Below are 13,099 nucleotides of genomic sequence, written 5' to 3'. Positions count from 1 at the left end.
GAGCAAGATGCACAAGACAAAAAACAGAGCGAATACCCTTAAATATCTGTAGGAAACGTCTACCCCCTAGCTTCGCGAGCCTGATAGTCACCCGCACACTTCCCTCTCAAGCGGTGTACAGTACCCCCACAACAAATCCCAAGGAGCCCGCCCATGACCGTGACGCTGTCCCCCCTGCAAATCGACTGCGATTTCGATTCCGGCAACATCCAGGTCCTGGATGCCAGCAATCCGGCCCAGGTGCGCCTGGCCATCCGCCCGGACACGAACAGCGGCCACTTCCAGTGGTTCCACTTCAAGGTCAGCGGCCTCACCCCGGGCCAGGTCCATCGCTTCAGCCTGGACAACGCCAGCGAGTCTTCCTACAAGAACGCCTGGAGCGGCTACAACGCCGTGGCCTCCTACGACCAGCAGAGCTGGTTCCGCGTGCCAAGCCAGTTCGATGGCAAGGCGCTGTCGTTCGAACTCAAGGCCGAGCAGGAGCAGGTCTGGTTCGCCTACTTCGAGCCTTACTCGCGTGCCCGCCACAACCAGCTGATCGAACGTGCCCAGCAGATCCCTGGCGTCGAGCTGCTGGCCCACGGCCGCAGCGTGCAAGGCCGGGATATCCCGCTGCTGCGCGCAGGCGATGGCGCGGCGGGCAAGCGCAAGCTGTGGCTGATTGCCCAGCAGCACCCGGGCGAGCACATGGCCGAGTGGTTCATGGAGGGGGTGATCGACCGGCTGCAAGCCAATGACCCAACCGTTCAGAAGCTGCTGGAGAAAGCCGACCTGTACCTGATCCCGAACATGAACCCGGACGGCGCTTTCCTCGGCCACCTGCGCACCAACTTCAAGGGCAAGGACCTGAACCGGGCCTGGCAGGATGCCAGTGTCGAGTTCAGCCCGGAGGTGTTCTTTGCCCAGGCGCAGATGAAACAGTACGGGGTGGATGCGTTCATCGACGTGCATGGGGATGAGGAAATCCCGCATGTGTTCACGGCGGCCTGTGAGGGCAACCCGGGGTACACACCGCGGCTGGCCAAGCTGGAAGAGCAGTTCCGCACGACCTTGTGCAGTGTGACCAAGGACTTCCAGACAGTGCATGGCTACACGCGGGACGAGCCGGGACAGGCAAATACCACACTGGCGTGCAATGCAGTGGGCATGGCGTATGACTGCCTGTCACTGACGCTGGAGATGCCGTTCAAGGACCATGACGATGCACCGGAGCCGCTGGCCGAGTGGTCGGGGGCGCGGTCCAAGGCGTTGGCCGGGGCGGTGCTGGAGACCTTGCTGAAAATGGTCGACAATCTGCGCTGATCAGGTTCGGCCTCTTCGCGGGTAAACCCGCTCCCACAGGCAGTGCACTGGCCTTGAGGCGAGTGGAGAACCTGTGGGAGCGGGTTTACCCGCGAAGAGGCCAGACCAGGCTTGTCCAGTCAGAACTGCACATCGAGAATCACATTGTCGATGTAACTGGCCGCTGGCGGTGTGGCCTGGTCGGTGTAGACCTTGGCGTTGTAGTTGAACACCTGGCTTCCGGTCCCGGTGCCATTACCGGGGTTCACATCGGCATCGCTGCTCGCCCGCCGGGCGGTGGTCAGCGAGCCCCAGCGCACGGTGCCTGCGCTCTTGAAGATGTCATAGGCCAGATAGTTGCCCGCCGAGGACTTCATTCGCCGCCGCCCGCCGGACACATTCTCCCCATCATTCAAGCCCACCGTATAGGCACTACCCTTGGTGCACGACAGGCTCACGCTCTGGCTCACGGTGCCAAACCCGGCCACCACCGGGGCACTGCCGAAGCTGATGCTGGGGGTGGTGATCTGGCAGTCGTTGCTCACCGTCAGGTTGACGGTCATCGTCTGGGTGCCGGAGCCGATATCCCGCCCCAGGCAGAGGCCGCCGACCCCGATCCCGGAGCAGTAGTTCCAGCTCCAGGCGATGGTCAGGGTTTCCTGGTACAAACCCGCCGCGACATTGCTGCCGACCTGGGTCTTCATGTAAAGCGGCACTGCCTTGGGCGTGGTGCCATTCAACAACCCCAGTAGATCGAGGATGCCATTACGGGCGAAATCGAAGGCGACACCGCGGGTGATCGGAAAGCTGGTGCTGTTGTCTGCGTACAGGGTGTACGCAATGACGTCCCCCGTTGGGCCGACCAGCCCGCTGGTGGACGAGGTGATGGTCGCGTAGAAATGGTCGCTGGCACTGAGCAGGCTCAGCAGCGAACCGGTGCATTGCAGCCCGGCATTGGTGCTCGATGCGCTCTGTATCGTGGTACGTACCAGGGTCGAGTTGATCGTGCCGAACGCCGCCGGCGTGGTGGCCACCGACGAGCACAGCGCCCAGGCCGAACCTGCCGGCAACAGCATCAAGGCACACAATAGCCGCTTCATCGGCACACCAGTGGGCCGATCAGCGGAACACTGCCTTGCGAATCGGGCAAATCGAATTCCACCTGGCACTGCCCTCCTCCTTCCACCGTCACGTGCAGGCGGTTGTGCGGCGACAGGTTCTCCAGGTACACCAACCCGTCCCAGCCCACCACAGCCTGGCTGCCGCTTTCCTGATGGCTGACCTTGCTGCCGAGCTTCAGCGGTTGCTGATTGGCGTCGACCAGCTCGATGCTCGCCGCCAGCACACGCTTGAGCGGGAACTCCAGCAGGTAGCCGCTGCCACGGCGCACCGCCACCCGCTGCTCGACCTCGGCGGCCAGCACGTCGGGCGGCAGGTTCATCGGGTCGATTTCGTACTTGCCGCGGTAGTAGCCGCTGCTGTACGGCACCAGCAGATGGCCGCTACGGTCGGTGCGGCCGATTTCCTGATTCTCGTAACGCACCGGCACATCGGCGTAGCCATTGGTGCTGACCACCACGAAGGCATCATCGATGCGGTTGGCTGCGTATACGCCGGAATCCATCCACACCAGCGAACCACTGGCGTCGGCCCAGCGGGTCATCTCACCGCTGCTGCCGTAAACGCCGGCCTGCAATTGCACCGATTGCAGGCGCCAGGTGACATCAGCCTGGCGATAGGCATCGCGGTCGCTGCCGCTGGCATAGCCGAGGTTGTAGCCGACGCCGCCGCCCACCGGCACGGCGCGGCTGTAATTGACCCGTTGCAGGCGCTCGCCATCCTTGCTGCGTTCAGTCCCCACCGCCAGGGTGCCGCCGAAGTCGAACGGCATGACCACCTGCGCCTGCACCGCCCAGTTGCTGTCGCCGACCTCACGGTTGGCCGACAGGTACAGGCTGCTGTTGCCCCACAGCGGTTTGCTCCAGCTCAGGTTGATCAGCCGGGTGCGCGTGTCGTCGCCGGCGCGAACATCGAAATAGCCGGCGCCGAGGCTGCCGTACTGGTCGAGGTTGACGCTCAGGGTCACCTGCTCGCTGCGCTGGCTCAGTTGCATGTCAGGGGTGTCGACCCGGGTCAGGTCCGAATACTCGCCATGGCGCTGCAGGCGCTGGTAATTGAAGCCGAAGCGCTGGCTGTTGTACTGGTAGCCGAGGGCGACCTGGTGGCCCTTCTCACCCTCGAACTGGCTCTGTGCCAAGGCGGCATTGAGCACACCGAAGTTACCCAGGCGCATGTTGCCGCCCAGGCCGCCGAGCAGCAGTGATTGCGCGGTTTCAACATGGGTTTCCAGGGTGAAGCTGTCGCTGAGGCCATGGCGCAGGCTGGCCGAGGCAACGCCGGTGCCGTAGCTGAAATCTTCCACGGCATAGTCGCGGCGCAGGCTGCCGGCGGCCACGGAGAAGTCCGACAGGCCTTTCTGCAGCAGGCTGCTGGTGACATAGAACGGCAAGGTCGTGGACACCTGCCGGCCCAGGGCATCGGTGGTCACCACCACGGCCTCGCCGGCACCGTTGATGAACGGCACGTTGGTCAGGGTGTAGGGGCCTGGCTGCAATTCGGTGGTGCTGGACTTGTAGCCATTGATGAACAGATCCAGCGAGGTCGGCACTGCGGCTTCGCCAGCAAAGGCCGGCAACGGATAGGTCACCAGATCCGGGCGGGCGCCAAAGTCACGCGACAACTGCACGCCACCCACCCGCACCGAACTGCTCCAGGGCAAGGCACCGGTCACGAAGTCACCGGCTTCGTACGTGAGCAGGCGCTGTTCATCGGTGAACCGCCAGGTGGTGTCATAGCGCAGAAAGCCCTGGCGATTGGCATCGCTCTGCGCACCATTGAACGACTGGCGCCACTGGCCGGTGGTCGAGAACGTGCCCCAGCTGTCGAACACGCGCAGCTCGTTCCAGGCTGCCAGGTAGGAACCGCCATCGTCGGTGTCATTGAGGTACAGGTCGTAGTTGAACAAGGCGCCGAAGCTGCTGCGCGCTTCGGTGGCCGGGTACAGCCCGCGATCACCGACCTGCTGGTCCGGCAGCCAGGCCGGCGGCACCTGCAGCAGCAGGCGCTGGTTCTGGCTGTCGTAATCGCTGTGCAGGCCCGGCACATCGTCCAGCGAAATTTCACCCTGCGGATCGCCCGGCAGCTGAATGCCCAGGTTGCGCAGCACATCGCTGTCCAGGTACAGGCGCCCGGCACGTTGCTGCACCGCCACCAGCTCAGCCCTGGGCATCTGGTTCACCAGCAAGTCGAGGTACAGCGTAGCGTCGGCAACGGCCATGGTTTCGCTGGGCGGGGGTGGCAGGTCGTCGGCCAGCGCCAGCCAGGGGCCGAACAAGGTCAGCCCCAGGCACCAGCGGCGCGAAGCCCGCGACAGCCGCCTCACACACGGATTCCGACCATTGCCAGATGCTCCATGGGCCATGCCTTTCATCCAGCCGCGGGCTCATTGCCCTTGCCGGATCGCTTCGGCCACTTCCTGGCCGTTTACCCTGCCCTTGATCACACTGCCTGCGTTCGGCACTACCGGCGCCGGCCAGCGCATGCTGGCACCGGGCAGCACATAGCCAAGCAGGCCCTCGGCCAAGGGTTTGCCCTGGCCACCCTGCTGCACCACCACATCGGTCAGACGCGCATGCACCGGGCCGGTATTGCGCATTTCCACATAGGGTTTGCCCTGCACCGTCACCGCGCGCCAGCTGAGCTGCGGCTTGCCGACGCCGTCGGCGTTGCGCTTGCCTTGCGGGTCAGGCTTGCCCCACAAGCCTTCGCCATAGACGAACAACGGCACCGAATAGCGCATCTGCAGGCGGATCGCTGCGGTGGTGCCCTGGCTGGCAGTGTCGGTGGGCATCGGCGAGGGGATCTCGTCGATGATGATGCGGTAGGCCTGCTCCTGGCCGGCCGGCGAACTGCCCGTGCGGGTCAGGCGGATCAGCTGCTTTTGCCCGGGAGCAATGGTGGCCACCGGCGGGCTGCCGATGACCTCGCGCTGGGCCTGGAACTGCTCCTGATAGTCACCCTGGCGCCAGGCGAACACCCGTACCTGCAGGCTGGCCGGCGCCGTGCCGCGATTTTCCAGCCACAGGGCGCCGGCCTTCTGGTCAGCCTCCAGCACCGGGTCGATCGGCCAGATCAGCACCGAGGTGGCCGCCCCTGCCGGCAGGCTCGCCAACAGCAACAGACCGACCGCACCTTGCGCCCACTTCGCGCCTCCCCCCATACCACTCTCCTTGGTCTTTTTTCTTGGGTCCTGGGTCCTGGTGTGTTCACCAGGTCACCGATACTTGCACCACATCGGTGTAGGTCCCGGCCGGCAAAGTGCCGGGCAACTGGGTACGGCCATACACCGGCAACTTGATGGCCGTGGCGTCGGTGTAACTCACCGTCACGCTCTGGCCGATGCCCAGAACCTGGCTATAGGCCGCGTCCCGGTACAACTGGTAGGCCAGCACCTGGGTGCCGCCCGTACGCTTGAGGTTGCGCGTACCACTGGCGCTGTTCTGGCCGCCGTCCAGGCTCATGCTCATGGTCACCCCCGGGGTGCACTGGAAGGTCACCGTGGCGCCGCCCAGCGAGGTGCTGAGAAGGCCGGTGGACAGTGCCGACTGGGTGCCGAAGTCGAGCGCGCCGTAATTGGTCACCCCGCCCACCACCAGGCAGCCGGCAACGATCTGCGCGGTGACCTGGAAAGTACTGCTGGTCGCGGCATCCAGGGGCAGGGGCAGCCACATGCCGAGCCCCGTCAGGCAACCCGTGAGCCAGCAACGCATGGCGCTGGGCATGGTTCAGAACGACAGCTCGACTGCCACGGTGTCGGTGTACGTCCCGGCCGGAAGGCCCGCCTTGCCCCGCGCCTGGCCATACAGGTTGACGGTCTGCGCCACGCCAGTGCTGGTCGGCAAGGTGATGGTGCCGTCGATGGCCAACAGCGTGGTGCGCCCGGCATCGGTGTAGAAGTCGTAGGGCACGAAATTGCCAGCGCCGTCAGCCAGCGCACGCGTGCCGCCGGTCGACTGGCCATCATGTGACCCGGCCCGCACGCGGATCGCCGGCACCGTGCCGGCCGAGCAGAGGATGCTCATGGCGCCACCGCCACCGCCCAGCACCTGGGCATTGGCGGTGGTGAACAGGGCTTCCTGGGTGCCAAAGTTCAGGGTACCGAAGTTCAGCCCCGAGGTGCCGCCGGCGCCGTTGACCTGGCACGCCGAGGTCAGGGTCAGGGTCGAGGAGATGGTCCCGGTCACCGTAGCGGCCTGGGTGTGAGCTGCCATGGCCAGGCCGAGGCCGGCGAGCATGCAACGGGAAAAAGTCGTGCGCATCTGAGTCTCCTTGCGTCGTTTACCAGTCCAGGGTCACTCTCAGGGTGTCGCGGTACAGCCCAGCCGGCAGTGCGCGCGGCTGCGCCACTACCACACCGTAGATGGGAATAGGGATCTGCTCGAAACTGCTGACGGTAAAGGCACGGGCTTGGCCGATGCCGTAGCGGCTGTTGCCACCCGGGTCGACTGCCAGTTGATAGGGGATCATTTCTCGGCCATTGCTGAGACGACGGACGCCATCGTCGCCATTCAGGCCACCATTGATGCGCACATTGAACGCCCGCACCTCTGGCGTGCAACTGATCCGCAAACTGCCCTCGCCACCCGCCTCGTCGACCCGACTGCGCAGCGGCGTGTCCCAGTTCGGGCCGCGCTCGCCGAAATCCATCAGGCCTGGATTGCCCAGCGTGGCTGGCGGCTGGTCACCGCTGTTGATCTGGCAGGCAGCGCTGATCACCAGCCGCGCCTGGATGAACCCTGTGGTGGTGCCATGTGCCCCGCCACTGGGCAACAGCAACGGGCCAAGGCTGAGCAGCAGGATCGAAGTACGGTTCAACATGTGCCGGGTGCCTCGCTACCAGGTGACCGTGACTTTGAGCCGGTCGGCGTACTGGCCGGCGCGTGGCACCCAGGCCAGCTTGTCGATGCGGGCGTAGAGCGGCAGCTCAACCGAGCCGGTATCAGGCACACGCGCGGCATGCGCTTCACCGACAACCACCGGCTCGCGCCAGGCGGCATCACGGAAAAGCCGATAGGGGATCGGTCTGGCCTTGGTGTCGTCGCTGGCCAGAAAGCGCAGCTCGCCAACGCCGCCATGCTGGCCACCGTCGACCCGCACTTGGTAAGCTGTGTCAGGGTTGCATTCGAGCCGTGGCGGGCGCTGGCTGAGCAATACGCCACTCAGTGGCGCATCCGGGCCGTCCAGGCGTGCGGCAGCACCCAGGTCGATCCGACCCAGGGCCTGGGCGCCCGCATCACGCTGCTGGGTAATCAGCATGCAGCCGCGCTGCACCAGTACCCGCACCTCGACCAGGAAGTCCGCCGCTACGGCACTGCCGCTCAACAACAGGCCAAACAGCGCGGCCAGAAAGCGTTCCGTCACTGGATGTTCCTTGTTTTTCTCGTGTGATTCTGAGCGTAGCAGCAGGTGACAGAACCGTGATGGCTGGGTGCCATTCTTTTGTGCTAACGCCAAAGCGGTAGCAGGCCGACAAGAAATTTCCGAATCCCGGCGAACCCCGGGCCATCCCATGCCTCCAATGGCCATGGGCCGACAAAAGCGATCGGCATTCTGCTAGGGTGGCCGTTAGCCAACCGCCAGCGTCCGTTGCCGGCGGCATGCATGGAAGAACTTCACAGGAGCGTTTCCACCAATGACTGCAGACAAAGCGCTCGACGCCGCCGTGGAGCGCTGCGCCGAAGAGCCGATCCAGGTGCCCGGCAGTATCCAGCCGCACGGCTTTCTGCTGGTACTGGATGAACACGACCTGCGTATCCTCCAGGCAAGCGAGAACATCGAGCGCTGGTTGGGTGTACCGGCCAGGGAGCTGATCGGCTGTACCTTCGCTGACTTGGTCAGCGAGCGCTTCGACCTCCGCGTCCAGCTCGAACGCCTGCCTGACGACGAAGCGTTCCCGTTCCACATCGGCGATGTGCGCTTGCGCGAGGGCGCGCCGTGCAGCGACAAACTGCGCCTGCTGACCCACCGCCATGACCAGGTACTGATCGCCGAGTTCGAACCCTTCCGCCTGCCTGCGGACGTAACCGACCAGGGCGACTACTACCCACTGGTGCGCGGGTTCGTCAGCAGCCTGCACAACGCCGACAGCCTCGAAGAGCTGCTCCAGCAATGCGTGGTGCAAGTGAAGCGCATCACCGGCTTCGGCCGGGTCCTGGCCTACCGCTTCGATGCCGAGGGCAATGGCCAGGTGCTCGCCGAACTGGCCGACGCCGGTTATCCGAGTTACCTTGGCCTGCGCTTCCCCGCGACGGACATCCCGCGCCAGGCCCGCGACCTGTACCGGGTCAATCGCATCCGCGTGATCGAAGATGCCAACTACCACGCCTCCCCCCTCTTGCCGGCGAACAACCCGCGCACTGGCAAGCCTCTGGACATGAGCTTCGCCGCCCTGCGCAGCGTGTCGCCGGTGCACCTGCAATACATGCGCAACATGGGTACCCTGGCTTCGATGTCATTGTCGATCGTGGTCGATGGCCAGCTCTGGGGCCTGATCTCCTGCCACCACGCCCAGCCGCGCGCGGTCGAGTTCCGTACCCGCACGGCCTGCGAACTGCTGGCCAGCGTGCTGTCGCTGCAGATCGAGAGCCGCGAATCGCACGCCAAGACCCGCCAGTTGCTCGAGCTGCGCCAGCACATCGTGCGCATGATCTCGTCGATGGCCGACCATGACAGCGTCAGCGATGGCCTGTACGACTTGCCCGAGGTGCTGCTGGCGTTCGCAGGCGCCAGCGGCGCGGCGATCATCTCCGCCGACCGCTGTGAGCTGATCGGCCAGACCCCGCCTGCGGCGCAGGTCACGGCCCTGGTGCACTGGCTGGAGCAGCGTGGCGAAGAAACGGTATTCCACAGCGACAACCTGCGCCGTGACATCGATGAACTGCCAGAACTGGCCGCGTATGCCGGCGGCGTGCTGGCCGTGGCCATCTCGCAGATCCACTCGCACTACCTGCTATGGTTCCGCCCCGAGCAGGTGCGTACCGTCGACTGGGCCGGGCGCCCCGACAAGCAGATCGACGCCCAGGGTACGCTCAACCCGCGGCACAGTTTCGAGCGCTGGCGAGAAGAGATCAGCGGCTACAGCGCCCCCTGGGACCCACTGGTCATCGAAGGCGTGCTCGAATTGCGCACGGCAGTGCTGGGTATCGTGCTGCGCAAAGCCGAGGAGCTGGCGCAACTGGCCAACGAGCTGCGCCGCTCGAACAAGGAACTCGAAGCCTTCTCCTACAGTGTGTCCCATGACCTGCGCGCCCCGTTGCGCCACATCGCCGGCTACACCGAGCTGCTCGGCGAGATCGAGGGCCAGGGCCTGAGCGAGCGCGGTAAACGCTTCCTGCAGCACATCGATGAAGCCGCGCGCTTTGCCGGCAGCCTGGTCGACAACCTGCTCCATTTCTCGCAGATGGGCCGCTCGGCCCTGCGCCTGTCGGATGTCGACCTCAATGCGCTGGTCGACGCCATCCGCCAGGACCTGGCCCCGGACTATGCAGGCCGCGAAATCGTCTGGGATATCGCGCCGCTGCCCAAGGTCATCGCCGACCCGGCGTTCATCAACCTGGCCTTGCACAACCTGATCGCCAACGCCATCAAGTACACCCGTGGCCGTGAACCCGCCCACATCACCATCGGGTCCGAGCAAAACCACGACGAGACGCAGATATACATCCGCGACAATGGTGTAGGCTTCGATATGGCCTACGCCAACAAGCTGTTCGGAGTGTTCCAGCGCCTGCACCGCATGGAAGACTTCGAAGGCACCGGGATCGGCCTTGCCAGCGTGCGGCGGATTATCGAGCGTCATGACGGGCGAGTCTGGGCCGAAGGCCATCTCGACCAGGGTGCCTGCTTCTACTTCACCCTGCCCCGTCACCCCGCAACCACCTGAGGTACCCGTATCACCATGCTCAAACCAATCTTGCTGGTCGAAGACAACCCCCGGGACCTGGAGCTGACGCTCCTGGCCCTGGAACGCAGCCAGCTGGCCAACGAAGTGATCGTCCTGCGCGACGGCGCCGATGCCCTCGACTACCTGTTACGCCGCAACACTTACCACGAGCGTGCCGACGGCAACCCGGCCGTCCTGCTGCTGGACCTCAAGCTGCCGAAAGTCGACGGCCTGGAAGTGCTCAAGGTAGTGCGTACCACGCCCGAGCTGCGCAGCATACCCACGGTGATGCTGACTTCCTCGCGGGAAGAGCCCGACCTGCTGCGCGCCTACGAACTTGGGGTCAACGCCTATGTGGTCAAGCCCGTGGAGTTCAAGGAGTTCGTCGCGGCGATTTCCGACCTTGGCGTATTCTGGGCGGTGCTCAACGAACCGCCTCCCGGTTCGCTGCGCCTGAACCGCCGTGGCAGCCACTGAGGCCCCCGCAGAGATGTTGCCCACACCACTCAAGTTGCTGATGGTCGAAGACAGCTCGATGGACGCCGAGCTGACCCTGATGCGCCTGGAGCGCAGCGGGTTACAGGTGCAATCGCGGCTGGTTTTCGACCATGTCGGGGTCGAGCACGCCCTGCTTGAAGGCAGTTTCGACCTGATCCTGTGCGACTGCGTGCTGCCGGGATCGTCCGGTACCGAAGTGCTGGCCATCGCCCAGCGCCTGGCCCCTGACACGCCGTTCATCTTCCTCTCGGGCATCTATGGCGAAGAGCATGCGGTCGAGATGATTCGCCTGGGCGCCACCGATTATGTGCTGAAGAAGAACCTGCCGTTGTTGCCCAAGGCCGTGCGCCGGGCCTTGTCCGAAGTGCAGGAACGCCAGCGCCGGCGCCGTGCCGAAGAAGCCCTGGCTGATGTCGAGGCGCGCGCGCGCATTGCCATCGATGCCGCCGGCATGGGCACCTGGGACTTCCGGCCGCAACAGGGCCAACTGGTTTGGGATGTGCGCTGCAAGACCCTCTTCGGCCTGCCAGCCGAGACCGAGATGAGCCTTGAGGTGTTCTACGCCGGCATCTACCCCGACGACCTCGCCAAGGTGCGCGAGGCCGTCGAGCAGGCCATGCGCCCGGACAGCGACGGCCTGTACCGGGTCGAGTTCCGCATTGCCCAACCTCATGGCCTGGAACCGCGCTGGCTGCTCAGCAGCGGCCAGTGCCAGTTCGTCGACGGCCAGTGCACGCGGTTTACCGGTGTATTGCAGGACATCCATACCCAACGCCAGGCGACCCTGGCGCTCAAGCAGCTCAACGAGATGCTCGGCGAACGGGTCGAGCGCCGTACCCGTGAGCGCGACCGCGCCTGGGAGCTGTCCCAGGACTTGCTCGCAGTGCTCAACAAGGACCTGACCCCGGTGGCCCTCAACCCGGCCTGGGAGGCCAGCCTGGGCTTTTCCCGCGAGCGTCTGAGCCAGGCTTCGCTGCTGCACCTGCTGCCTGAGGCGGATCAGGAAGCGCTGCTGACCGAACTGGCCGCCCTCGCCCATGGCCGCACCAGTGCGCGCTTCGTCGGCCGCATCCAGCACGCCGGCGGCCAGTTGCGCTGGCTGTCCTGGGTCGTGGTACCGGAAGATACCCTGCTCTACGTGGTGGCGCGGGACATCACCAGCGAGCGGGAAACCGCCCTGGGCCTGGCCGAAGCCAACAACCGCCTGCGCGAACAGATCGCCGAGCGTGAACGCATCGAGGCGGCACTGCAGCAGATGCAGCGGCTGGAGGCCGTCGGCCAGCTCACCGCCGGGGTCGCCCATGACTTCAACAACCTGCTCACGGTCATCCTCACCGGCGCCAGCTTCCTTGAGCGCGACCTGGCCAAGGGGGACCTGGCCAAGGCCCGCAGCCGCCTCACGCATATCCGCGAAGCCGGTGACCGCGGCGCCAAGCTGACCTCGCAACTGCTCGCGTTCTCCCGTCGCCAGCGCCTGGAGCCGGTGCCGCTGAACCTGAACCGCACCCTTACCGGGCTGGAAGAACTGCTGCGCCGCACCCTCGGCGGCAATATCCGCGTGCGCCTGGACCTGGACCATAGCCTGTGGCAGGCGCTGACCGACCCGACCCAGACCGAGATGATCATCCTCAACCTGGCGATCAACGCCCGCGACGCCATGCCCGAAGGCGGCCAGTTGACCCTGTCGACCCGTAACACACGCATCAGCACCCGCCCGCAACGCCCGGAAGACCCGGAGCCCGGCGAATACGTGATGCTGAGCATTCGCGACACCGGCTGCGGCATGAGCGAAGAGGTGCTGGCCAAGGTGTTCGAGCCGTTCTTCACCACCAAGGACATCGGCAAGGGCTCTGGCCTGGGCCTGGCCCAGGTGTTCGGCTTCGCCAAGCAGTCCGGTGGCGGTGTGCGCATCGATACCGAGCCTGGGCATGGCACCCTGGTGGCGGTGTACTTGCCGGCAGTGAAGCAAGAGGTGGCCATCGATCCCGTCGCGCCGATCGCTGCACTGACCATCGACGACAGTGGCAGGGACCGCACGGTGCTGCTGGTGGATGACGATCACCTGGTGCGCGACCTGCTCGGTGACGTGCTGCGCCAGTATGGCTACCAGGTGCGCCAGGCGCACAGCGGGGAGCAGGCGCTGGCCTTGCTGGACGATGATATCGACCTGCTACTGACCGACTTTGCCATGCCCGAATTCAACGGCGGGCAACTGGCCATGGCGGCGCGCGACCGCTATCCGCAATTGCCGGTGGTGTTCCTGACCGGGTATGCGGAACTGCAAGGGCTGGAGTTACCGGGGAGCCTGGTGATGCAGAA

11 protein-coding genes are annotated in these 13,099 nt (G+C 65.2%); 4 read left to right on the top strand and 7 right to left on the bottom strand.

The window, feature by feature from the left end:
* Window positions 1–153: 153 nt before the first annotated feature.
* The gene (locus tag APH33_RS17050) at window positions 154–1,302 is read left to right on the top strand and encodes a M14-type cytosolic carboxypeptidase (RefSeq protein WP_054886272.1); all 1,149 of its coding nucleotides are present in this window, start codon (window positions 154–156) and stop codon (window positions 1,300–1,302) included.
* Between the two features lie 119 nt (window positions 1,303–1,421).
* On the opposite strand, the gene APH33_RS17045 is transcribed toward APH33_RS17050, so the two are convergent.
* From APH33_RS17045 to APH33_RS17015, 7 genes are all read right to left on the bottom strand, one after another.
* Complete coding sequence (locus APH33_RS17045) at window positions 1,422–2,381, bottom strand: spore coat U domain-containing protein (RefSeq protein ID WP_054886271.1); 960 nt, start codon at window positions 2,379–2,381, stop codon at window positions 1,422–1,424.
* Complete coding sequence (locus APH33_RS17040) at window positions 2,378–4,618, bottom strand: fimbria/pilus outer membrane usher protein (RefSeq protein WP_256218666.1); 2,241 nt, start codon at window positions 4,616–4,618, stop codon at window positions 2,378–2,380. The genes APH33_RS17045 and APH33_RS17040 overlap by 4 nt, the downstream gene beginning before the upstream one ends.
* A gap of 165 nt (window positions 4,619–4,783) precedes the next feature.
* The gene (locus tag APH33_RS17035; RefSeq protein WP_054886269.1) at window positions 4,784–5,560 is read right to left on the bottom strand and encodes a molecular chaperone; all 777 of its coding nucleotides are present in this window, start codon (window positions 5,558–5,560) and stop codon (window positions 4,784–4,786) included.
* A 46-nt stretch (window positions 5,561–5,606) separates the two neighbouring features.
* Window positions 5,607–6,110 (bottom strand): spore coat U domain-containing protein, encoded by a 504-nt coding sequence (locus APH33_RS17030; protein ID WP_054886268.1) that lies wholly within the window; start codon window positions 6,108–6,110, stop codon window positions 5,607–5,609.
* Between the two features lie 15 nt (window positions 6,111–6,125).
* Window positions 6,126–6,659 carry a spore coat protein U domain-containing protein gene (locus APH33_RS17025; protein ID WP_054886267.1) on the bottom strand — a complete coding sequence of 178 codons (534 nt, stop codon included), beginning with the start codon at window positions 6,657–6,659 and terminating at the stop codon, window positions 6,126–6,128.
* Between the two features lie 19 nt (window positions 6,660–6,678).
* Window positions 6,679–7,215 carry a spore coat U domain-containing protein gene (locus APH33_RS17020; protein WP_054886299.1) on the bottom strand — a complete coding sequence of 179 codons (537 nt, stop codon included), beginning with the start codon at window positions 7,213–7,215 and terminating at the stop codon, window positions 6,679–6,681.
* Between the two features lie 18 nt (window positions 7,216–7,233).
* Window positions 7,234–7,761, bottom strand: a complete 528-nt coding sequence (locus APH33_RS17015; protein ID WP_054886266.1) for a spore coat U domain-containing protein — start codon at window positions 7,759–7,761, stop codon at window positions 7,234–7,236.
* Window positions 7,762–8,032: 271 nt separating this feature from the next.
* On the opposite strand from APH33_RS17015, the gene APH33_RS17010 reads away from it, so the two are divergent.
* From APH33_RS17010 to APH33_RS17000, 3 genes are all read left to right on the top strand, one after another.
* On the top strand, window positions 8,033–10,282 hold the full coding sequence (locus tag APH33_RS17010; protein WP_054886265.1) for an ATP-binding protein: 2,250 nt from the start codon (window positions 8,033–8,035) through the stop codon (window positions 10,280–10,282).
* A gap of 15 nt (window positions 10,283–10,297) precedes the next feature.
* Window positions 10,298–10,759, top strand: a complete 462-nt coding sequence (locus APH33_RS17005; protein WP_054886264.1) for a response regulator — start codon at window positions 10,298–10,300, stop codon at window positions 10,757–10,759.
* Window positions 10,760–10,772: 13 nt separating this feature from the next.
* A partial coding sequence (locus tag APH33_RS17000; protein ID WP_054886263.1) for a hybrid sensor histidine kinase/response regulator occupies window positions 10,773–13,099 on the top strand: 2,327 nt, incomplete at its 3' end.

The sequence above is a fragment of the Pseudomonas sp. NBRC 111130 genome (assembly GCF_001320485.1).
In the GTDB taxonomy this organism is placed as follows: Bacteria; Pseudomonadota; Gammaproteobacteria; order Pseudomonadales; family Pseudomonadaceae; genus Aquipseudomonas; species Aquipseudomonas vlassakiae.
The sequence above is the reverse complement of the archived record's forward strand: the minus strand, read 5'-3'. Positions and strand labels throughout refer to the sequence as shown.

Coding starts and splice junctions, on each gene's coding strand:
- APH33_RS17050 (WP_054886272.1), top strand. CDS start 154: ATGACCGTGACGCTGTCCCCCCTGCAAATCGACTGCGATTTCGATTCC.
- APH33_RS17045 (WP_054886271.1), bottom strand. CDS start 2,381: ATGAAGCGGCTATTGTGTGCCTTGATGCTGTTGCCGGCAGGTTCGGCC.
- APH33_RS17040 (WP_256218666.1), bottom strand. CDS start 4,618: ATGGCCGTTGCCGACGCTACGCTGTACCTCGACTTGCTGGTGAACCAG.
- APH33_RS17035 (WP_054886269.1), bottom strand. CDS start 5,560: ATGGGGGGAGGCGCGAAGTGGGCGCAAGGTGCGGTCGGTCTGTTGCTG.
- APH33_RS17030 (WP_054886268.1), bottom strand. CDS start 6,110: ATGCGTTGCTGGCTCACGGGTTGCCTGACGGGGCTCGGCATGTGGCTG.
- APH33_RS17025 (WP_054886267.1), bottom strand. CDS start 6,659: ATGCGCACGACTTTTTCCCGTTGCATGCTCGCCGGCCTCGGCCTGGCC.
- APH33_RS17010 (WP_054886265.1), top strand. CDS start 8,033: ATGACTGCAGACAAAGCGCTCGACGCCGCCGTGGAGCGCTGCGCCGAA.
- APH33_RS17005 (WP_054886264.1), top strand. CDS start 10,298: ATGCTCAAACCAATCTTGCTGGTCGAAGACAACCCCCGGGACCTGGAG.